The 20582-nt window shown below is 59.1% G+C and carries 22 protein-coding genes; 15 read left to right on the top strand and 7 right to left on the bottom strand.

All coding sequences use genetic code 11. From position 1 onward, the window contains the following. Positions 1-156 precede the first annotated feature (156 nt). Positions 157-948, top strand: a complete 792-nt coding sequence (locus ACWKV9_RS03240) for a crotonase/enoyl-CoA hydratase family protein (protein WP_483834635.1) — start codon at positions 157-159, stop codon at positions 946-948. Here ACWKV9_RS03240 and ACWKV9_RS03235 read toward each other — a convergent pair. Further along, the gene (locus ACWKV9_RS03235) at positions 945-1700 is read right to left on the bottom strand and encodes a spermidine synthase (protein ID WP_483834634.1); all 756 of its coding nucleotides are present in this window, start codon (positions 1698-1700) and stop codon (positions 945-947) included. The genes ACWKV9_RS03240 and ACWKV9_RS03235 overlap by 4 nt on opposite strands. A gap of 257 nt (positions 1701-1957) precedes the next feature. On the opposite strand from ACWKV9_RS03235, the gene ACWKV9_RS03230 reads away from it, so the two are divergent. Beyond that, positions 1958-3304, top strand: coding sequence for a class II 3-deoxy-7-phosphoheptulonate synthase (locus ACWKV9_RS03230; protein WP_483834633.1), 1347 nt, complete (start codon positions 1958-1960; stop codon positions 3302-3304). Between the two features lie 90 nt (positions 3305-3394). Here ACWKV9_RS03230 and ACWKV9_RS03225 read toward each other — a convergent pair whose 3' ends face one another. Together ACWKV9_RS03225 and ACWKV9_RS03220 are read right to left on the bottom strand one after the other, a co-directional pair. After that, positions 3395-4639, bottom strand: coding sequence for a winged helix-turn-helix domain-containing protein (locus ACWKV9_RS03225; protein ID WP_483834632.1), 1245 nt, complete (start codon positions 4637-4639; stop codon positions 3395-3397). 50 nt (positions 4640-4689) lie between these two features. Then, complete coding sequence (locus ACWKV9_RS03220; protein WP_483834631.1) at positions 4690-4923, bottom strand: DUF1127 domain-containing protein; 234 nt, start codon at positions 4921-4923, stop codon at positions 4690-4692. Positions 4924-5020: 97 nt separating this feature from the next. Between ACWKV9_RS03220 and ACWKV9_RS03215 the strand changes: the two genes are divergently transcribed. After that, positions 5021-5875, top strand: a complete 855-nt coding sequence (locus tag ACWKV9_RS03215) for a LysR substrate-binding domain-containing protein (RefSeq protein WP_483834630.1) — start codon at positions 5021-5023, stop codon at positions 5873-5875. A gap of 3 nt (positions 5876-5878) precedes the next feature. Here the strand turns inward: ACWKV9_RS03215 and ACWKV9_RS03210 are convergent, their stop codons facing one another. Continuing rightward, positions 5879-6625: a sulfite exporter TauE/SafE family protein gene (locus ACWKV9_RS03210; protein ID WP_483834629.1), complete on the bottom strand. Its 747-nt coding sequence runs from the start codon at positions 6623-6625 to the stop codon at positions 5879-5881. A 227-nt stretch (positions 6626-6852) separates the two neighbouring features. Between ACWKV9_RS03210 and ACWKV9_RS03205 the strand changes: the two genes are divergently transcribed. Together ACWKV9_RS03205 and ACWKV9_RS03200 are read left to right on the top strand one after the other, a co-directional pair. Further along, on the top strand, positions 6853-7326 hold the full coding sequence (locus ACWKV9_RS03205; protein ID WP_483834628.1) for a MarR family winged helix-turn-helix transcriptional regulator: 474 nt from the start codon (positions 6853-6855) through the stop codon (positions 7324-7326). A gap of 259 nt (positions 7327-7585) precedes the next feature. Next, positions 7586-8005, top strand: coding sequence for an organic hydroperoxide resistance protein (locus ACWKV9_RS03200; RefSeq protein WP_483834627.1), 420 nt, complete (start codon positions 7586-7588; stop codon positions 8003-8005). Between the two features lie 189 nt (positions 8006-8194). On the opposite strand, the gene ACWKV9_RS03195 is transcribed toward ACWKV9_RS03200, so the two are convergent. Then, complete coding sequence (locus tag ACWKV9_RS03195) at positions 8195-8764, bottom strand: elongation factor P (protein ID WP_349798338.1); 570 nt, start codon at positions 8762-8764, stop codon at positions 8195-8197. 87 nt (positions 8765-8851) lie between these two features. Beyond that, positions 8852-9985, bottom strand: a complete 1134-nt coding sequence (gene earP, locus ACWKV9_RS03190; protein WP_483834626.1) for an elongation factor P maturation arginine rhamnosyltransferase EarP — start codon at positions 9983-9985, stop codon at positions 8852-8854. A gap of 127 nt (positions 9986-10112) precedes the next feature. Between earP and ACWKV9_RS03185 the strand changes: the two genes are divergently transcribed. The 3 genes from ACWKV9_RS03185 (at position 10113) to ACWKV9_RS03175 (ending at position 11366) form a co-directional block, all read left to right on the top strand. Beyond that, a complete protein-coding gene (locus tag ACWKV9_RS03185; protein ID WP_483834625.1) occupies positions 10113-10514 on the top strand; it encodes a hypothetical protein in 402 nt (133 codons plus the stop codon). Positions 10515-10553: 39 nt separating this feature from the next. Further along, a complete protein-coding gene (locus tag ACWKV9_RS03180) occupies positions 10554-11036 on the top strand; it encodes a GreA/GreB family elongation factor (RefSeq protein WP_483834624.1) in 483 nt (160 codons plus the stop codon). Between the two features lie 123 nt (positions 11037-11159). After that, positions 11160-11366 (top strand): hypothetical protein, encoded by a 207-nt coding sequence (locus ACWKV9_RS03175; RefSeq protein ID WP_483834623.1) that lies wholly within the window; start codon positions 11160-11162, stop codon positions 11364-11366. A gap of 141 nt (positions 11367-11507) precedes the next feature. Here the strand turns inward: ACWKV9_RS03175 and ACWKV9_RS03170 are convergent, their stop codons facing one another. Continuing rightward, positions 11508-13037, bottom strand: coding sequence for a cryptochrome/photolyase family protein (locus tag ACWKV9_RS03170; protein ID WP_483834622.1), 1530 nt, complete (start codon positions 13035-13037; stop codon positions 11508-11510). Positions 13038-13228: 191 nt separating this feature from the next. Here ACWKV9_RS03170 and ACWKV9_RS03165 point away from each other — a divergent pair, with 191 nt between their 5' ends. From ACWKV9_RS03165 to ACWKV9_RS03135, 7 genes are all read left to right on the top strand, one after another. Beyond that, on the top strand, positions 13229-13798 hold the full coding sequence (locus tag ACWKV9_RS03165) for a DUF1003 domain-containing protein (RefSeq protein WP_483834621.1): 570 nt from the start codon (positions 13229-13231) through the stop codon (positions 13796-13798). A gap of 207 nt (positions 13799-14005) precedes the next feature. After that, a complete protein-coding gene (locus ACWKV9_RS03160) occupies positions 14006-14545 on the top strand; it encodes a PaaI family thioesterase (RefSeq protein ID WP_483834620.1) in 540 nt (179 codons plus the stop codon). Between the two features lie 226 nt (positions 14546-14771). Beyond that, positions 14772-15575 carry a 2,5-didehydrogluconate reductase DkgB gene (gene dkgB / locus ACWKV9_RS03155; RefSeq protein ID WP_483834619.1) on the top strand — a complete coding sequence of 268 codons (804 nt, stop codon included), beginning with the start codon at positions 14772-14774 and terminating at the stop codon, positions 15573-15575. A 610-nt stretch (positions 15576-16185) separates the two neighbouring features. After that, a complete protein-coding gene (locus ACWKV9_RS03150; protein WP_483834618.1) occupies positions 16186-16923 on the top strand; it encodes a FadR/GntR family transcriptional regulator in 738 nt (245 codons plus the stop codon). Beyond that, positions 16920-17927, top strand: coding sequence for an ABC transporter ATP-binding protein (locus ACWKV9_RS03145; protein WP_483834617.1), 1008 nt, complete (start codon positions 16920-16922; stop codon positions 17925-17927). The genes ACWKV9_RS03150 and ACWKV9_RS03145 overlap by 4 nt, the downstream gene beginning before the upstream one ends. Next, positions 17924-19045, top strand: a complete 1122-nt coding sequence (locus tag ACWKV9_RS03140) for an ABC transporter ATP-binding protein (protein WP_483834616.1) — start codon at positions 17924-17926, stop codon at positions 19043-19045. Before ACWKV9_RS03145 ends, ACWKV9_RS03140 begins: the two co-directional genes overlap by 4 nt. Then, the gene (locus tag ACWKV9_RS03135; protein ID WP_483834615.1) at positions 19042-20541 is read left to right on the top strand and encodes an ABC transporter substrate-binding protein; all 1500 of its coding nucleotides are present in this window, start codon (positions 19042-19044) and stop codon (positions 20539-20541) included. The genes ACWKV9_RS03140 and ACWKV9_RS03135 overlap by 4 nt, the downstream gene beginning before the upstream one ends. Positions 20542-20582 lie beyond the last annotated feature (41 nt).

Below are 20582 nucleotides of genomic sequence, written 5' to 3'. Positions count from 1 at the left end.
TAATGCCCTGCGTCCAACTGTCACAGGCTTTGCGCAAACTCCCGCCGTTGTCTACTTTTCTAAAAGCCCGGTATCACTGGTCAAGAGCTTAATCGTTTCACCAGTTCAGGCAGGCAGCTTTCCTCCGATCCTACTCAGCGCGCAGGAATATAAGACATGACCTCCCCCATCAAAGGCCACGTCAGCCGTGAGCGGCGTGGCGCGATCATGCTTATCGGCCTTGATCGCGCTCCCAAGCGCAATGCGTTCGACATGGAAATGCTCAACCAGCTCAGCCTCGCCTATGGAGAATTCGAGCGCGATGATCAGGCGCGGGTCGCGGTGTTGTTTGCACACGGCGAGCATTTCACGGCGGGCCTTGATTTGGCCGAAGCGGGACCGACCCTCAGCGAAGGCTGGAAAGTGCCGAAGGGTGGTTACGACCCATGGGGGTTAGGCGTAGGACCCAGGGTCAGCAAGCCGGTGATCGTTGCCGCCCAAGGCTATTGCCTGACGCTGGGCATCGAACTGATGCTCGCCTCGGACATCAATCTTTGCGCCAGCAATACGCGCTTTTCCCATCTGGAAGTGCAACGAGGGATTTTCGCCTTTGGCGGTGCCACCCTGCGCCTGCATCAGATCGCCGGATGGGGCAATGCCATGCGTTGGTTGCTGACAGGCGATGAGTTCGATGCCCACGAAGCCTGTCGAATGGGTCTGGTTCAGGAGGTCATGGCCAGCGAAGATTTGCTGCCGTCGGCGCTGCGCCTTGCCCAACACATCGCAGATAGAGCACCGCTGGGCATTAAAGCCACGCTCGAATCAGCGCGGCAGGCGGTGCTTGAGGGCGAAGCGATCGCCGCGAAGGCATTACCGGCGCTGGTCAAGCAGGTGATCAGCAGTGCAGACGCCAGCGAAGGCCTCAAAGCGCTGCTGGAAAACCGCTCGCCGCATTTCACCGGCAACTAGCTGGCCGGGCGCAAGACCTTGATCAATGACGCCAGCGAATACCCTAACTGCGGCGCCAGGACTGCGGCGCGCTCATTGAGCGCGTCGAGGTCCAGGATCTGCTCCAGATCCGCCGGCACGATGAGAATGACATTGCCCTCTTTGACCGGCAGTTCCCAGTAGTGCCGATGATAGAGCCCGCGCAGCAGCGCAGCCCCCAAGGGCTTGCCATCGTCCGAAGCCCACTGATTGATCACCAGCCAGCCGCCGGGATTGAGCCGTTGCTGGCAGTTTTCGAGAAAATTCCACGCCAGGTGTCCGACTCCTGGCCCGGTGTCGGTGTACAAGTCGACGAAGATAAGGTCGGCGGATTCGGCGCTGGCCAGCAGTTCCAGTGCATCGCCAATGCGGATGTAAAGCCTGGGATCGTCCGCCAGCCCCATGTATTCCATGGCCAGACGCGGCACGTCCGGGCGCAGCTCGATGGCTTCGACGTCTTCCAGCGGCAGAAATTTCATGCAAGCCTGAGTCAGCGTTCCGGCCCCGAGCCCCATGAACAGCGCACTCTCCGGCGCTTCATGGCACAACGCGCCAATCAGCATGGCGCGGGTGTAGTCGTATTCCAGCCAGGCGGGGTCCGCGGTGAAGGTGCAGCTCTGCTCGATGGCGTCGCCGAATTCGAGGAAGCGGTATTCGTCCACTTCCAGCACACGAATCATGCCGAAGTCATCATGCACTTCAGCCAGCACGCGCTCTACGCGCTCATCAGTCATTGCCGCTCCTACAGCCTGGCGCGCGCCGGGACCCGAGCGCGAAAGCGCGGATTGTCGTCTGTGCCGCCCACCCAGGCAAGCGCGCCCAATGCAAATCGCCTGTAGGAGCGAATTCATTCGCGAATCGATTTTGCGGACGACACAAGTGCATCGGATGTTCCGGCCTCTCGCGAATGAATTCGCGCCTACAGATTTCCTGCCCGCCATATTCCGGGCTGCTACCATAGCCGTCCGATCGCACTGACTTCGAGTTCACGATGAGCCAACCCTGGAGCCCGGAAAGCTGGCGGGCCTTGCCAATCCAGCAGCAACCTCAATACCCCGATGCCGCGCACGTATTGCGTGTCGAGCAAACATTGGCGAGCTATCCCCCGCTGGTATTCGCCGGCGAAGCCCGAGAGCTGCGCCGACAGTTTGCCGAGGTGACCGAGGGTCGCGCATTCCTGCTCCAGGGCGGCGATTGCGCCGAAAGCTTTTTCGAGTTCTCGGCTGCGAAAATCCGTGACACCTTCAAAGTGCTGCTGCAGATGGCGATCGTCATGACCTTCGCCGCTGGCTGCCCGGTGGTCAAAGTCGGGCGCATGGCGGGTCAGTTCGCCAAACCGCGCTCTTCCAACGATGAAACCATTGACGGCGTCACGCTCCCGGCCTATCGAGGAGACATTGTCAACGGCATCGGTTTCGACGAAAAAAGCCGAGTACCGGACCCGGATCGTCTGCTTCAGGCCTATCACCAGTCCACCGCGACCCTGAACCTGTTGCGCGCCTTCGCTCAGGGCGGTTTCGCCGATCTGCATCAGGTACACCAGTGGAATCTGGACTTCATTGCCGGTTCAGCGCTTTCGGACAAATACAGCCAGCTTGCCAATCGCATCGACGAAACCCTGGCCTTCATGCGTGCCTGCGGCATGGACACGTCCCCGCAACTGCGCGAAACCAGCTTCTTTACCGCCCACGAAGCGCTGTTGCTCAACTATGAAGAAGCCTTCGTACGCCGCGACAGCCTGACCAACGATTTCTATGATTGCTCGGCGCATATGCTGTGGATAGGTGATCGCACGCGCCAGCTCGATGGCGCTCATGTGGAGTTTTTGCGCGGCGTGAAGAACCCGATTGGCGTCAAGGTCGGGCCCAGCATGAACACCGACGATCTGATTCGCTTGATCGACATCCTCAACCCGGACAACGATCCTGGTCGCCTGAACCTGATTGCGCGCATGGGTGCCAACAAGGTCGGCGATCATTTGCCGGGTTTGATTCGTGCCGTGGAGCGTGAGGGCAAGAAGGTGCTGTGGAGTTCGGACCCGATGCACGGCAATACGATCAAAGCCAGCAGCGGCTATAAAACCCGGGATTTCGCGCAGATCCTTGGCGAAGTGAAGCAGTTCTTCCAGGTGCATCAGGCTGAGGGAACGTACGCCGGCGGGATTCACATTGAGATGACCGGGCAGAACGTCACCGAATGCATCGGTGGTGCTCGTCCGATCACCGAAGATGGTTTGTCGGACCGCTACCACACTCACTGTGATCCAAGAATGAATGCCGATCAGTCGCTGGAACTGGCATTTTTGATTGCCGAGACGTTGAAGCAGGTGCGGCGATAACGCCCCTTGTAGGAGCGAGTTCATTCGCGAGGATCGTTCAAACGATGAAGATGCATCGAATGTACCTGCCTCTCGCGAATAAATTCGCTCCTACAGAAAGTCGTGCTCCAGCGCGATGAACGCCGCCCTCAACCGCGCCGCACTGGCCCGCTGGCAATTGATCTGGATGTCACGCAAGCCCAGCCAGTCAGCGAGTTGCCGCAGGTTTCGCGCCAGGGCGTGCATGCCCTCCTCGTCCAGTCCCTTCTCTTGCTCATGCACCGCATGCACCGCCAGCCTTCCAACGGCACGTTCGGCACGCAGGTCGATGCGCGCGGCGATGTGTTCGTTGTACAGAAACGGCAGCACGTAATAGCCATAAATGCGCTTGGCCTGGGGGGTGTAAATTTCCAGCCGATAGCGGAAATCGAACAGGCGCTCGGTGCGTGCGCGTTCCCAAACCAGCGAATCGAACGGCGACAGCAACGCACTGGCCTGGACCTTGCGCGGGACTTTCAGGTCGGGCAAGGCGTACGCCGGCTGTTTCCAGCCCTGAACCATGACCGACTCAATGGCCCCGGCTTCCAGCAACTCGGCAATCCCGACTCTGGCCGGCAATGGGTCCTGACGAAAGTAGTCGCGAATGTCTTTCTCGGTACCCACGCCCAACGCCGTCACCGCGTGTAACAGCAGGCCGCGCTGCGCGTCAGATTCAGTCAGTTCAGGGTGATTGAGCACCGCCGAAGGCAGCACCCGCTCGGGCAAATCGTACAACCGCTCGAAGCCACGGCGCCCGGCGACCGTCACCTCCCCTGCCGCAAATAACCACTCCAGCGCCTGCTTTTCCGCGCTCCAGTCCCACCATGGTCCGGCGCGTTCCTGGCGGGTGCTGATGCTGCCCGCACCCAATGCCCCGCGCTCGCGAACCATCTGCAAAACCTGCGCAATGACGGTCTGCTGTTCGCGACCGAATTTTGCCATTTGCTGATAGATGCCCTCGCCTTGCGAGGCCCGCTGCATGCGCCAGCGCAGCAGCGGATACAGCGTGACCGGCAGCAACGAAGCCTCGTGCCCCCAGTATTCGAAAAGTTTGCGCTGCCGACCCTGGCTCCACGCCGCTTGATCCAACAGGGTGGGTGAGTAGTTGCCGAGACGGGAATAGAGCGGAAGGTAGTGCGAGCGCACCAACGCGTTGACCGAATCGATCTGCAACACGCCCAGGCGTTCGATCAATTGCGTGACATGACTGGCTTTGATCACCGCTGGCGGCTGCCGCCCATGAAAGCCTTGGGCGGCCAGCGCCACACGACGTGCCTGCTTGAGTGAAAGCGCTTGAGAGGGAAGTTGCGCGGCCATTCAGAGCCTCCTGATTGATGCGCAAACCTAACCCATCGACCGCGCCCGTGTCAGTGTTTCATCGGATCGTCCCAGAACGGACGCTCGGACTCCTGCTGGATATCGGCACGGCTCAGCCCCATATCCTTCAGCGCATCGTCGCTCAGACCTGCCAGCGTCTGACGTTCACGGTGCAACTGAACCCAGCGTGAAACATGAGCCTTGAGCGAGGTCATCGAACGTTCGACGAACGAGTCCCGCGACAGGGTTTTAAGTACCAGCACATAACCTTTTTGACCTTTCATCTTGTTGCCCTCCAAGTGGGGATGGCCAGATTCTCGCGCCGGGACTAAGATCAATCCAACGAATGTTTATGATGCACTGCATCTGGGAGATTGATGTATGGCGACCTATCCGAGCATCGATAGCGAACTGCTGCGCACCTTTGTCGCCATCGCCGATCAAGGCGGCTTTACCCGGGCGGGTGAAGTGGTCAATCGCACGCAGTCGGCGGTGAGCATGCAGATGAAACGCCTGGAAGATGACGTCGTGCAGCGACCGCTTTTCCAGAAGGACGGACGCACGCTCAACCTGACCGCCGAGGGCCAGGTGCTGCTCGGTTACGCGCGGCGCATCCTCAAACTGCACAGTGAAGTGTTCAACACGCTGCGCGAGCCACACATGATAGGGACGGTCAAGATCGGCACGCCGGACGACTACGTGATGCGCTTTTTGCCGGGGATTTTGTCGCGCTTTGCCCAGGCCTATCCGCTGGTGCAGGTGGAAGTGCACTGCGAATCATCGACGCAGTTGTTGCAGCGTCAAGATCTGGATTTGAGCATCGTGACCCGGGAGCCGGGCAAGGAAATCGGCCAGATTCTGCGTCAGGAACGGTTCGTCTGGGCCGAGGCCGTGGGATTTTGCCCACACGAACAAACGCCCTTGCCGCTGGCGATGTTCAATTCCGATTGTTTTTGCAGGTCTTGGGCGGTGAATGCGCTGGACGCCATGCAGCGCGAGTATCGCATCGCTTACACCAGCGCGAGTCTGTCGGCGATCATGGCGGTGGTCAGTGCCGGGCTGGCAGTGACTGCGCAGCTGCAGAGCCTGATCACGCCGGATCTGCGGATTCTGGGGGACCAGGAAAATCTGCCGCAGTTGCCATCGGCGAGCATTGTCCTGCTGCGTAATCCGAATAATCCGTCACCGATCACCGAATGCCTGGCCGATCACATCGCTGAGGGCTTCAAGCTGTAAGCGTCAGAGGCGAAACAGCAACATGATCGCGCAGAGCACCAGAAACACGCAGAACAACGACCGCAGCATGCGCTCGGGCAAGCTGTGAGCCAGCGCCACGCCCCAGCTGATACTGGCCAGACCGCCAATGGCCAAGGGAATGCCCATCGCCCAATCGACGTGACCGTGCATCGCGTAGGTGGTCATGGTGATGATGGTGCTCGGCGCAGCAAGCGCCAGCGCCAGGCCTTGGGCCGCAACTTGCGTGGCGCCGAAAATCCCGGTCAGGATCGGCGTTGCGATCACCCCGCCGCCAACACCGAACAGCCCGGCCGTGACGCCGGACCCCAGACCCAACACCCACAGCCATTTGCTATGGCGCAGCTCTGCTCCGGCATTGCCCTTGCGCCAGTACATTTGAATCAGGTTGAACAGGGTCAGTACCACCAGAAACCCGACGAAACCGATGCGCATGCTCTGCGGATCGACGCGCACCGCCCACAGCGACGTCAGCCAGGACAGCATGAAGCTCGGCACGATCAGCAGCATCGCGTAGCGAAGGGATATGCGATTGCGCTGGTTGTAGCGCCATAAGGCGAGCAACACATTGGGCAAGACCATCAGCAACGCGGTGCCTTGGGCCAGTTGTTGATCCAGACCGAACAGCACGCCGAGGGCCGGAATCGCCACCAGGCCACCGCCGATGCCGAACAAGCCGCCCAAAGTCCCCATCGCAGCCCCGAGCAGCAGATACATCAACAGCTCAATCACGCCCTAATCCCCACCCAAATACTGGACGCATCCTACGCAGTCGCTGGTCTGATGGAAATCCTGATACCGCGCTTAACCGCCACGAAACGTGGGAGGTTGATCAACGTAATGTAAACAATCTGCTGTCATGAGAGGACGACGCCCGACCACAGATTGCAGAATTTATCTGGTGCATTAAAGATCACGGCACTAAATTAGCGTTCACATTCAATTTCGAGGACCCACTGATGAATGCAGACGATAGCTCCACAGCCGCCGCTTCAGACAGCTGCGATGCATTGCTGCTGCACAATCAGCTGTGTTTTGCCTTGTATTCAACCTCGCTGATGATGACCAAAGTCTACAAACCGATGCTGCAAGCGCTCGGGCTGACCTATCCCCAGTACTTGGCGATGATGGTGTTGTGGGAACGCGATGGAATCACGGTAGGTGATATCAGCACGCGCTTGCTGACCGATCCGGGGTCATTGACGCCATTGCTCAAACGCCTCGAAGCCGACGGCCTGCTCAACCGCACGCGCAGCAAGGAAGATGAACGTGTGGTGCAGTTGTATCTGACCGAGCAAGGCAAGGCACTGCAACAGAAGGCCCTGAATATACCGCCATGCATCCTGTCGGCGAGCGGCGTCAGCATCGAGCAGCTGCAAACGATCCAGCAGGACCTGATCGAACTGCGTGGGAATTTGCAGGGCAGTCTTTAGCTGATTGCGCCGCATTGGTGGGAGCTTCTGTAGGAGCCAACTTGTTGGCGAGGCGGCTTGCACGACATGACTCTTGTCACGCCTCGCGAACAAGTTCGCTCCTACAGGGTGCGGGAAATCTTCGATATTTCGACAATCTCCCAAAATTTATCTTGCGTACAAACTAATTGCGCACTACATTCATTTCCACTTGCTTGGCTCGCAAACATAGCGCCAAGCAAAACCGATCATTCCTGCATCAGCTAACGAGGAACACACCATGGAAACTCTCTACACCGCAGTTGCAACCGCCACTGGTGGCCGTGATGGCCGTGCTGTCTCCAGTGATAACGTTCTTGACGTCAAACTGAGCACCCCAAAAGAACTGGGCGGCGCTGGCGGCGATGGCACTAACCCTGAGCAACTGTTCGCGTCGGGCTACTCAGCCTGCTTCATTGGCGCACTGAAATTCGTCGCAGGCCAAAGCAAGCGCAGCCTGCCAACGGATACCTCGATCACTGCCCACGTCGGCATCGGTCAGATCCCTGGTGGTTTCGGTCTGGACATCGACCTGAACATCAACCTGCCGGGTCTTGAACAAGCCGACGCACAAGCGTTGGTCGATGCAGCCCACCAGGTATGCCCGTACTCCAACGCCACTCGCGGCAACGTTGATGTCCGGTTGCATGTAACGGTCTAAGGCGAATCGTTCAGCGCGTTGACGGGCCCAATCGCGGGCAAGTGCGCTCCTGCAAAAGCCAGCGAACATCTGTAGGAGCGCGATTGCCCGCGAAGACACTGGCCGCCACGCTGCAAAACGCGCAGACAAAAAAAGCCCCGACTCTCGCGAGCCGGGGCTTTTTGCGTTACAGCGTTACAAAAGCAGTGCTTATTTAGCACGGCCTTTGTAGGAACCGCCGTCACGGGTGTCGATTTCGATGCGGTCACCGATTTCAACGAAGTCAGCAACCTGCAGCTCGGTGCCGTTGCTCAGCTTGGCTGGCTTCATCACTTTGCCGGAGGTGTCACCGCGAGCGGAACCTTCGGTGTAGTCGACGACGCGAACGATGGTGGTCGGCAGTTCAACCGAAACCAGACGGTCTTCGAAGAAGATTGCTTCGCAGACGTCGGTCATGCCTTCTTCAACGAAAGGCAGAACGGCTTCGATGTCTTCAGCGTTCAGCTCGTACATGGTGTAGTCAGTGGTGTCCATGAACGTGTAGGTGTCGCCGCTGATGAAGGACAGGGTCGCTTCTTTGCGGTCGAGGATTACATCTTCCAGCTTGTCATCGGCGCTATAGACGATTTCAGTCTTGTAGCCGGTCAGCAGGTTTTTCAGCTTGGTCTTCATGATCGCGCTGTTACGGCCCGACTTGGTGAATTCAGCTTTCTGAACCAGCCAAGGGTCGTTCTCAAGCTTGATCACGGTACCGGGTTTGAGTTCTTTACCAGTTTTCATTACGAGTATCCGAATTTGGATGAAAGTACTTTCTAAGCCCTGTACGAAAAGCCACTTTTCGTACAGGGCTTAATACAAGGCCGCGTATCATAGCGAATTTCGATAAAAGCTTACTAGAGCAGTCGTCAGATCGTCCTGCGAAGCCTGTTCCAGACACCAGCGCTCGGCGTGGGCCGTCACTTCTGGCCAGTGTTCGAGCAAAACGTTCCAGCTCTGGCCCATATCCTGCCCGGCATTCCAGTGGTGCCAGACCTGCGCCAACGCCTGTGCCGCAGGCTCAGACAACCCCACCCGATACAAATCCAGAAAAGCCCCAAGCTTGGCCCAGTGCGCGTCGTCGTCCTGCTCGTAGATGTGCCAGATCAACGGCCTGCCCGCCCACTGCGCGCGGATGAACGAGTCTTCGCCGCGCACAACATTGAATTCACAGCACCACAGCAAACGGTCGTAATCCTCCTGGCGGACAAAGGGCAGCACCTGAATCGTCAACGCGTTGCGCTGGTTCAAGTCACCGGCGTTGAGCTGATCAACCCCAAGCCAGCGCTGCACGTCGCCGATCACTCGCCCTTCTGGCACCAGCAGATGGGTCTTGCGCTCATCGAAGGCCAAAGCATCGAGCCAACTGCCCAAACCTGCGTGCTCGTAGGCGAATAGTGAAATCAGCCGCGCATCGGGATCCGGGACGATGTTCAGGCCCTGCAAAAATGATTGCTGCGCTACGGGATCGGCCTGAAACCCTTGGCGCCGCTCGATGAGCCCGGCCTCGCGCAACAGCCCGCCGGTCTTTTCGGTAAAGCCCGGAAAGAAGAAATACTTGCGCAGCCCTGATGACTGAACCGATGGCAGACCGTGACAGCCCGCTACCCAGTCTTCGGCGCTGAGGTATTCCAGGTTGAACCACAGGGGGCGTTTTTCGCTGGCCAGCATCGAGTCGATGTATGGCGTTGGTAAGCGACAGGCAAACGCTTCGATGACTACATCCGGCAAGCTGACAGGACGCCAGTCCTTGGCCCAATGGCAGATGCTGACGCCGTCGCACACTTGCTGATCGGATGTAGCATCCGCTCCGGGGTGCAAACGGGCGAATGCGGACAGATCGTCGATCCACAACCGCACTTCAAAACCGTGTTCGGCCACCAGTTGCCGCGCCAGACGAAAGGTCACGCCGACGTCGCCAAAGTTATCCACAACCGTGCAGAAAATATCCCAAGAGGCTTTCATCCCGGCTCCTTGTGGATGTTCAAAATGCGGATTGTCCTTCATAACGGCGCACGATCACCAGCCCCGGACGTGCGACAATCGCCGGCACTCATCTGCCCCTCGTCTCATGCCAAGTCCGGAGTCTGTCATGCCAACCTCGATACGCCGCCGTGAGTTGTCGGTCACGCTTCATCCGCTCAAACTGATGCTTTGTATTGCGTTGGGGATATGGCTGGGCTTCATCGCCATCGTCCTGACCGGACTGCTGATGTTCAAGCTGTTGCCCGCCGAGCAGGCGCAAGCGCTGAGCAACGCCGCGACTCAGCTGACCGCACCTCCTGCGGCCAAAGCCCCGGCGCAGAGCGAGAACCCGATGTTCGATCAATACAAACAGATCCTGCGCGACAGCGAGCAGCGTCAAGCCCAGGACGACGAGCAGGCCGAGCGGCAAAGGTCCTTCAACGGTCCGAAATGCCAGTTCTGGATGCAGCAGAACCAAACTGCCCCCAGTGAGAAGAGCCGCGCCAGTGTTTATCAATTCTGCGGCTGAGCCGATGCAAACCAGCATGCCCATCAAGAATCCACGCCCATGAACAAGCAACAGGTTTTGCTGCAGATCATCGACACGCTGAAAGTCGATCTCGATGTCGCCACCCGGGCCGCGCAAACGGCGTATGAAACCGCTACTCACGAAGAGAATATCGCCGAGAACAAGTACGACACCTTGGGCCTGGAAGCCTCATATCTGGCGGCGGGCCAAGCGCGTCGGGTGGAGGAAATTCGCCAGTCGCTGTTGCGATTCCAGACGTTGACCCTTGAGCCCCACGATGCAGAGCGCGGCATTCAGGCGGGCGATCTGATCACTCTGGAGTCCGACAATGGCCAGCGTCAGCACCTGTTTCTCGGTCCCGACGCCGCCGGGCTGAAAGTGCGGCACGAGCAAATGCTGGTGACAGTCATCACCGCCAAGGCGCCGCTGGGCCAGAACCTGCTGGGCAAGTTCGACGGCGATGAGGTGGATATCAACGTCAATGGCGCCCGACAATCGTTCGAGATCATGCAAATCCTGTGATCCGTTGATCATTTGCAGGGTTGAAGCGTCGGACTTTTTGTGGGTAAGGTGCGTTGTCGCACGACAAACGGTTAACCCGGAAGATGGAGCCGGGAAACAGGACCCATTAAAAGGAGATATTTCATGACGAACGTCATTGCTTTCCCTGACGCCCATGAACGTGATCACCTCAAGTCCAGTGACCACCAAGGGTTGAGATACCTGAACAAGAAAGAGCGACTACTGATCGACAGACTGCGCCAGACCAGCCATGCGGGGCGCCAGTACGTATTCGACTATGCAACCATCATGCAGCAGACCAAGCCGTTGCACCCTGAACCGGTGGATTAACGCGGCCAGATCGCTCTCCACTCGCGGGACGAATGATGATCACTGTAGGAGCGCTTGCCCGCGAATGCGTCGGTACATCCGATGCACCTCGATTGCCCGTAATTATTTTCGCGGGCAAGCGCGCTCCTACAAATAAGGCGTTTAAAGCGCATTCAGATCCCCACGCCACGTGGCGGCCTGCTCCTGCAAAGCAACAACATCCCCCTCCCCCATTTTTTCAAGCGTGCGATACACCATCCCCAATCGGTGATTGCCTTCCAGTTGCTGCTTGTTGCGCCGGAAGAAATCCCAATACAACGCGTTATACGGACAGGCCCGCTCGCCGATTCGCAGCTTCTTGTCGTAATGACAGCCCTTGCAGTAATCGCTCATGCGGTCGATGTAGGCCGCGCTCGACACGTAAGGTTTGGTCGCGAGCATGCCGCCATCGGCAAACTGGCTCATGCCCAAAGTGTTGGGCAACTCTACCCATTCAAACGCATCGATGTAGACACCCAGATACCACTGATGCACCTGCGCCGGATCAAGCCCGGCCAACAGCGCAAAGTTGCCGATCACCATCAGCCGCTGAATGTGATGGGCATGCGCGTGCTCCAGCGAACTGCCCAGCGCATGAGACATGCAACGCATCTTGGTTTTGCCGTCCCAGAAATACGACGGCAGCGGCGCGTCATGGCCGAAGGCATTAAGCAAATCGTAGCCGGGCATTTGCGCCCAGTACACGCCGCGCACGTATTCGCGCCAGCCAAGAATCTGCCGGATAAAGCCCTCGACCGCTGCCAGTGGAGCTGAACTGGAACGGTAAGCCGCTTCTGCCCGGTCGACGACTTCCCGCGGGTTGAGCATCTTGGTGTTCATCGCAAACGACAGCTGCGAGTGAAACAAACGCCAGGCGTGGGTGCTCATGGCGTCCTGAAAATCCCCGAAGTGCGGCAAGGCCAATTCGATGAAATCGTGCAGTTGCTGCAGTGCTTCATCGCGATTGAGCGGCCAGGCGAATTGATCGGCATTGGGTTGACCAAAACTGCCGACACCCGCGTCAACGATGTTCTGCCACAGGGCTGAATGATCGTGATGCGGGCGCAAGTCTTCCGGTTCAAACGGCGTGCCCGGCCAGCGCTTGCGGTTGTCATGATCGTAATTCCAGTGCCCGCCCGAAGGACGTTTATTGGCGTCCATCAACACGCCGTGAGTGGTGCGCATGTGACGGTAGAAATTTTCCATAAGCCATTGCTTGCGCCCGCTGAACTGCCGCGCGGCTGCATCGCGGGCGCTGTAGAAATGCTCGCTGTCGACCATGGCGCATTCGATGGATTGCTGCGCGCAGTATTCGGCCAGTTGCTGGTCGAGCCGGTATTCGTCCGGCGCCTGATATTCAAATCCCGTGGCCTGATAGTGCTCGATCAGGGCGTCGAGATTGCCGGGCAGCGACTGGCGATTGTGCGTGTCGTCGATGTGCAGGTAGCGCACCCGATGACCCTGCTCTTTAAGCTGGCGCGCCAGCTCGCGCATACCGGCGAAGATCGCGATGATCTTCTGCGCGTGATGCAGCACGTAATCGGTTTCCTGACGGATTTCCATCAACAGATAAACGACATCGCCACGCTGCTCCTGAAACCAGCTGTGGCAGGGGTTGAGCTGATCGCCGAGGATCAGGCGCAGGATTGTCATGGGGTGTTCGACCTGTGACCAAATAGCATTTACTGGCGGAGCGCGAGCATAGCCGGGCACTCTGGAAAACGTTAGAGCCAACGCAAATGTCGGGCGTTCAGCGCCAGTTCAGACAATGACGCAACAACTCGATACAACCGAGCAAATCGGACGCCTATAGTGGGCAATGTTCTTGTAAGCAGGAAACCGCCATGTCTAGCACAACACCCGAATCCACTACCCCCGCCCACGCCGCTGCGCCTAAGGCAAAGGTCGATCATCTGCGTTTTCACAAGGCTCATGCTCATCTGGCACCCACCTTCGGCAACGACACGTTCGCCCTCAAGGCCGAAGCGTTTGCGCGGTTCTTCGGTACGCCAACGTTTTTGGGGGCGCAAACCTTCATCGTGGTGCTGTGGGTGGTTGCCAACATGACCGGGCTGGTGAAGTTCGACGTCTACCCCTTCATCCTGCTGAACCTGGCGTTCAGCCTGCAATCGGCCTACGCCGCGCCACTGATTCTGCTGGCGCAGACGCGGCAGGCTGCACGTGACAAGGCCAACGCAGACGCTGACGCCCAACACCGCGAAGCCCTCGCCGTCGCCGCTGAGGATCGCCTGGCTCGTGCCGCCCAGAACACCGCACAGATGCTCGAACTGCTGGAGCAAAACACCAAGCTCACGCAGTTGACCAAAGAGCTGAGCGAGCGCATCGAAACGCTGACGACCGACATGCATCAGCATTTTGTGAAGAAGGAAAATCGTCCGGCGCCGGGCATGTAACTCGCACAAGTGTTACGCGCTTTTCTGTAGGAGCGAACTTGTTCGCGAGAAAGTCAGCCGTCGCCAGAGACCGCTTCGCGAGCAAGTTCGCTTCTACAGGAAGATGCATTTCGATTTTGGTTTTGTATTCGTCGGCCCGCTCAGATTATGATCGTAATTCAAAATATTCCGATCACCGTCCGATTGCCGAACTGGAGTTCAAACCCCATGAACAGCACCTCTCGCGAAGACACGATTGCCCTCTGGCTGGCTCAGGAACAGGAAGTACGCGCTCGCCTGGGCAAGGCCGGCAGCATGAATCTGGCGGATGTTGCGCAATTGACGCCCCAGGAGTTTTTCGACGGAATCGGCAATGGCGTCTATCCCCATCCCCCCATCGGTGAACTGATGGATTTTGTGCCGCTGGACTGGTCCGAGGACCGCTTTGTGTTCCAGGGCACCCCCGGCCCGCAGCATTACAACCCGCTGGGCAGCGTGCACGGCGGTTACGCGGCGACGCTGCTGGATTCGTGCATGGGTTGCGCAATCCACACCCGGCTAAAGAAGGGCCAAGGTTACACAACGCTGGATTTGCGCATCAGCTATGTGCGGGCACTGAGCAACAAGATCGGGCCGATACGTGCGGAAGGGAAAGTGGTGCACATCGGCCGCTCGACGGCGTTGGCCGAAGGCCGGATCTACGATGTGGATGGCCGGTTGTATGCCACCGGGACGACCACTTGCATGATTCTCGATATGAATCGTTGAGGGTAAAAGTGCTCTGTAGGAGCCAACTTGTTGGCGAGTCAGTCACCGCGGTGTGTCAGGCATAGCGCTTCACGAACAAGTTCGCTCCTACAGGGTTTTGTGCGCCAATCGGATGCATTCATGCCCTGAAATCAAAACTGTGTTGCCCGCCCCCCGGTGTTTCCCGACCGAACGAACCGGGATACTGGGCCTCTGATTTCACACATTCCCTCTGATGGAGCATTCAATGACTGTCCCTGCATTTGGCCTCGGCACCTTCCGCCTGAAAGATCAGGTGGTCATCGATTCGGTCACCGACGCCCTTGAAGTCGGCTATCGCGTGATCGACACCGCGCAGATCTACGGCAACGAAGCCGAAGTCGGCAAAGCCATCGCCGACAGTGGCGTGCCGCGCAAAGACCTGTACATCACCACCAAAATCTGGACCGACAACTTCGCCGCCGACAAGCTGATCCCCAGCCTCAAGGAAAGCCTGGCGAAACTGCAAACCGACGCGGTGGACCTGACGCTGGCCCACTGGCCGTCGCCAAAAGGCGCAGTCCCGGTGGCCGAGTTCCTGGGCGCCTTGCTGGATGCGAAGCAGCAGGGGCTGACCAAAGAGATCGGCGTGTCCAACTTCACCATTGCGTTGCTCAAAGAGGCCATCGCTGCAGTGGGTGCCGAGAACATCGCCACCAACCAGATCGAAGTGCACCCGTACTTGCAGAACCGCAAGCTGATCGAGTTCGCTCAACAGCAAGGCATTCACATCACCTCGTACATGACTCTGGCTTATGGTGAAGTGCTGAAAGATCCAGTGATCGAGCAGATCGCCAAACGCCACGGCGCAACCACTGCTCAGGTGACACTGGCGTGGGCTATTCAACAGGGTTATTCGGTCATACCGTCGTCGACCAAACGCGCCAATCTTGAGAGCAACCTCAAGGCCGTGAGCCTGAAACTGACCGACGAAGACATGGCGCAGATCGCCACACTGGATCGCGGTCATCGTCTGGCGAGCCCAGCGAGCCTGGCGCCGCAGTGGGATTGATTACGTTGTGGTGTCTGATCTGACGTCGTCGCGAGCAAGCTCCCTCCCACAATGGAAGGGGTGGACGCCAGATCCACGGTCAGGCGCAAGACATGTGGGAGCGGACCCGTCCGCGAATGCGAGCAAGCTCCATCCCACAGGTGAATGAGCTGACATTAGATCCCGAGGTCAGGCGCAGGAGATGTGGGAGGGAGCTTGCTCGCGATAGCTGAATGTCAGGCGCTGTATATGCGTCGGATGTAAAGGCCTCTTCGCGGACAGGTCCGCTCCCACGGGCTCCCGTCAGTCAAAAAGACCAGTCCACCCCACAAGGTTACTTCAGCGCACGCTAAAGAGGCGTTTGTACCCAAAACGCCCACACAAAACGCCCCCGTACAAAATTGGTTCGGATCATGCCGAACCAATCCTCCATTCCCCGCGAACCATATTCCCGAACCATTGGACTATTGGCCCAGCGTCCTCCTTGGCTGAGAGCCAATATTTCGTCAAACCACGATCCGCCTCAGCGAACCAATTAAAATTGGCATCACCCTTGCAATCTTCTTTGCATCGCAACGTCGTGTCTGATCGGCGCTTGCACTCCTTTTTCAGCTTGTCACGAGAAACCCTCATGGAAAGACTCGAGACTGACGCCGCTCACGACAATGCTTCAAAACTGGCCCTCGACGCCCTGCGCCAGATAGTGGCCCAGCACGCGGCGTTTCCCCAACGCGCGCTGCCTACCGAGCGAGAACTGGCAGTAGATTTCGGCCTCAGCCGTCGGGCGATTCGTCGCGCGCTGGCCGTACTGGAAGCCGAAGGCCAGATCTGGCGCCGTCAGGGCAAAGGCACCTTTGTCGGCCCTACCCCGCCCAGCGCGTCCATGAGTTTTGCCAAATTATCGAGCCGAACCAATTTCAGTGAGGTCATGGAAGCCCGTTTGCATCTGGAACCGGCACTAGCGTCATTGGCCGCAGTCCGGGCAAGCGGCGAGCAAATGGCAATTATCAGACGCCTCGCCGAACGCACCACTCGCCAGCAGACAGCCGATGAAACCGACGCTGAAGGCATCGAGCTGTGGGACAGCGCGCTGCATCGCGGTATCGCTGAAGCAGCAGGCAACCGGCTGATGCTGGACATCTTCGAAATGCTCGACGCGATACGGCTTGACCCGGCTTGGCGCGACCTGCGCCAACGGGCACGCAACACCGACCGCCTCAGCACCTACAGCCACGACCACGACGACATCGTCACCGCCATTGAAAGCCGCGACCCGATCAAGGCCGCGACCGCCATGCGCGGGCATTTGCGCGCGCTGCAACAGGCGCTGGACAACGTCATTCATCAGGATCTTGAGGCGAGCTTATGAGCCAGCAACTTCCCGCCAACGCGCGTCCGGTCTTGAGCGTCACTGACCTGACCGTGCGCTTCAAAGGCGCACCGGCCAATGTGGTCGATGGCGTGTCTTTCAAGGTGCAGCCGGGCAAAACACTGGCCATCGTCGGCGAATCAGGCTGCGGTAAAAGCGTGACTTCCATGGCGCTGATGGGCCTGCTGCCCGACACCGCGACAGTCAGCGCCAGCGCTTCAAGTCTGCTAGACGAAACCTTGCTGGGCATGTCCGACGAGCGATTAATGGACGTGCGCGGCAATCGCATGGCGATGATTTTTCAAGAGCCGATGACCTCGCTCAACCCGGTGTTCACCATAGGCGAGCAGATCGCCGAAAGCGTGATCCGCCACCAAGGCCTCTCCAGCAAAGAAGCCCGTCAACGCGCGTTGCAGATGCTGGAAAAAGTCCGCGTGCCCGACGCCGCCCAGCGTCTGGACGCTTATCCCCATGAGCTTTCCGGCGGCATGCGCCAGCGCGCGATGATCGCTATGGCGTTGGCAAACGACCCCGCGCTGATCATCGCCGATGAACCCACCACTGCGCTGGACGTGACGATTCAGGCGCAGATTCTTTCGCTGATCGGCAACCTGCAAGCCGAGACCGGCACCTCGATGATCCTCATCACCCACGACCTGGGCGTGGTCGCTGAAGTGGCCGATGAAGTGATGGTGATGTACGCGGGACAGGTCGTTGAAAGCGGCTCGGTGAAAACACTTTTCGATGACCCGCAGCACCCCTACACCATCGGCCTGATGGGTTCGATGCCATCCATTGGTCCGCGAGAAGGACGTCTGGCGACCATCAACGGCCGCGTGCCGACCCCGGCTGAAATGCCCAGCGGTTGCCGCTTCGCCGGGCGTTGCCCATTCGTCATCGCCGCCTGCCGCGAAGCACGTCCGCCGCTGCTGGAAGTATCGCCCGACCATTTCGCCGCGTGCATCCGCGTGCCGCTGGAACAGCACCTGGGAGTCAGCGCATGAGCGCAGCAGAACGCGACATCAGTCCAGCACCCGATACGCAAACCCCGATCCTGGAAAGCATCGGCGTCAGCAAACACTTCTTCAGCGAAACCGGTTTGTTCCAGCGCAAGAAGCCACCGGTGCAGGCGGTCAATGAAGTCTCGCTGGCAGTGCGCCGGGGCGAAACCCTGGCGCTGGTGGGCGAGTCCGGCTCAGGTAAATCGACCCTTGGCCGGGTGCTGCTGAACCTGCTCAAACCCACTGCTGGCGACGTAATTTACGAAGGCCGCAATCTGGCTAATCTTGCGCCCGAGAAGCTGCGTCAGGTGCGCCGTGATCTGCAGATCATCTTTCAGGACCCCTTCGCCTCGCTCAACCCGCGCATGAGTGTAGAAGCCATTGTCGGCGAACCGATCTGGCTGCACCGCGATGACAGCCGCAGTGCGCGTCAGGACAAGGTCGCTGAACTGCTGCGCACGGTAGGTCTGGCGCCGGAGCATGGCAGCCGTTTTCCTCATGAATTCTCCGGCGGCCAGCGCCAGCGCATCGGCATCGCCCGCGCCCTGGCCTCTGAGCCGCGCCTGATTCTGGGCGACGAGCCGGTGTCGGCGCTGGATGTTTCGGTGCAGGCGCAGGTGGTCAATCTGCTTGAAGACCTCAAGCATCAGTTTGGTCTGACGCTGGTGATCGTTGCTCACGGCCTGGCGGTGATTCGTCACATGAGCGACCGAGTGGCGGTGATGTACCTGGGCGAAATCGTCGAACTGGCGCCGGTCAACGCGCTGTTCGAAACGCCCTTCCACCCTTATACCCAGGCGCTGATGGCCGCCGTGCCCGTGAGCCATCCTGACTTGCGCCACCCGCGGCCGGTGCTCGGCGGAGACATGCCGAGCCCGAGCAAGCCACCGTCCGGCTGCCGCTTTCACACCCGCTGCCCCCACGCCAAACCCTTGTGCCGTGACGTCAAACCGGTCTTTGAAACCGTTGAAGCCGAGCGTCAGGTTGCCTGCCACTACTGGCGCGAAATCGCCAATGCCGGGGCCGGTTCGCTGGTAGTGCCCACGCCAAGCGCGGCCTACAGCCAGCGCCTGAATCTGTTCAAAAGCCATCAAGCCTTATCTCTGGAGAGTCAGCCATGAAGTTCGCCCACCTGATGACGGGAACGCTGTTACTGCTCGCTGCCAATGCTGCTTTTGCCGAATCCACCCTGCGCATCGGCATTCAGGACGATCCGGACGTGCTGGACCCCCATCGCTCGCGCACCTACTCGGGCCGTCTGGTCTACACCGCGCTTTGCGACAAGTTGGTGGACATCAGCCCGCAGCTCAAATACGTGCCGCAACTGGCCACTGCCTGGAGCTGGAGCGAGGACGGCAAGATGCTGACCATGACCCTGCGCGACGGCGTGACCTTTCACGATGGCGAAGTGTTCGACGCCGCCGCCGTGAAGTTCAACCTGGACCGCGCCCGCACCCTGCCCGACTCGCTGCGCAAGAGCGAATTGTCGTCGGTGGAAAGCGTGGACGTGATCGACGCCAAAACCGTGGCGATCAAAGTCAAGCAGCCGGACGCCACGCTGATCTCCCAGCTGTCGGACCGCGCCGGGATGATGCTCGCGCCCAAGGCCTCGGCCACCGAAGTCGGCTCCAAACCGATCTGCTCCGGGCCCTATAAATTCGTGCAGCGGGTACAGCAGGATCGCATCGTGCTGGAGCGTTTCGACAACTACTGGAACAAGCAGGCGTACCACTTCGACAAAGTGATTTTCCTGCCAATTCCGGACACTTCAGTGCGCTTGGCTAACCTGCGCTCGGGCGATCTGGACATCATCGAACGCGTGGCGCCCACCGACGTGAAAACTGCCAAGGCCGACAGCAAATTGCAGGTCTTCAACACGCCGGGTCTGGGTTACATGCAGCTGATGTACAACACCAACAACGGCGAACGGGCCAAGACGCCGATGGGTCAGGACAAGCGCGTGCGCAAGGCATTTGAGCTGGCTATCGACCGTGACGCGATCAATCAGGTGGTGTTCGAAGGTCTGTTTGCGCCGAGCGCGCAGCCGTTCCCGACCAGCAGCCCGTACTACGACAAAAGCCTGCCGATCCCGGCGCGCGATGTTGAGCAGAGCAAGAAACTGCTGACCGAAGCGGGCGTGAAGATGCCGCTGGAAGTCGAGCTGAAAGTGGCGAACAACCCTATCGCTCAGCAAGTCGGGCAGATCGTCCAGGCCATGGCCGAAGAAGCCGGCTTCAAGGTGAATCTGGTTGCCACCGAATACGCCACGCTGCTTAGCGAACAGCAGTCGGGCAACTTCCAGATCGGCATGACGGCCTGGTCCGGGCGCCCTGATCCGGACGGCAATATTCACCAGTTCGTGACCTGCAAGGGCGGCCAGAACGACGGCCACTTCTGCGACCCGAAACTGGACGAACTGCTGAACAAGGCGCGCACCACCAACGATGAAGCCGCCCGCCAGGCGTTGTACTTCGAGGCGCTGCGTCTGCTGGCCGTGGATGTGCCGGGCAGCTACCTGTATTTCGATCCACGCATCATCGCCATGCGCAGCAATATCACCGGGTTCGTGCCAAGCCCGGACGGCTTGATTCGCCTGACGGATGTTGCTTTCAAATGATCACCCCGCCCGCGGCTAACCGGTTCGGCTTCGAGGATTGC

Source organism: Pseudomonas corni, from assembly GCF_057128765.1.
Note: the sequence above shows the minus strand (reverse complement) of the source record. Positions and strands in the feature narration are given on the sequence as shown.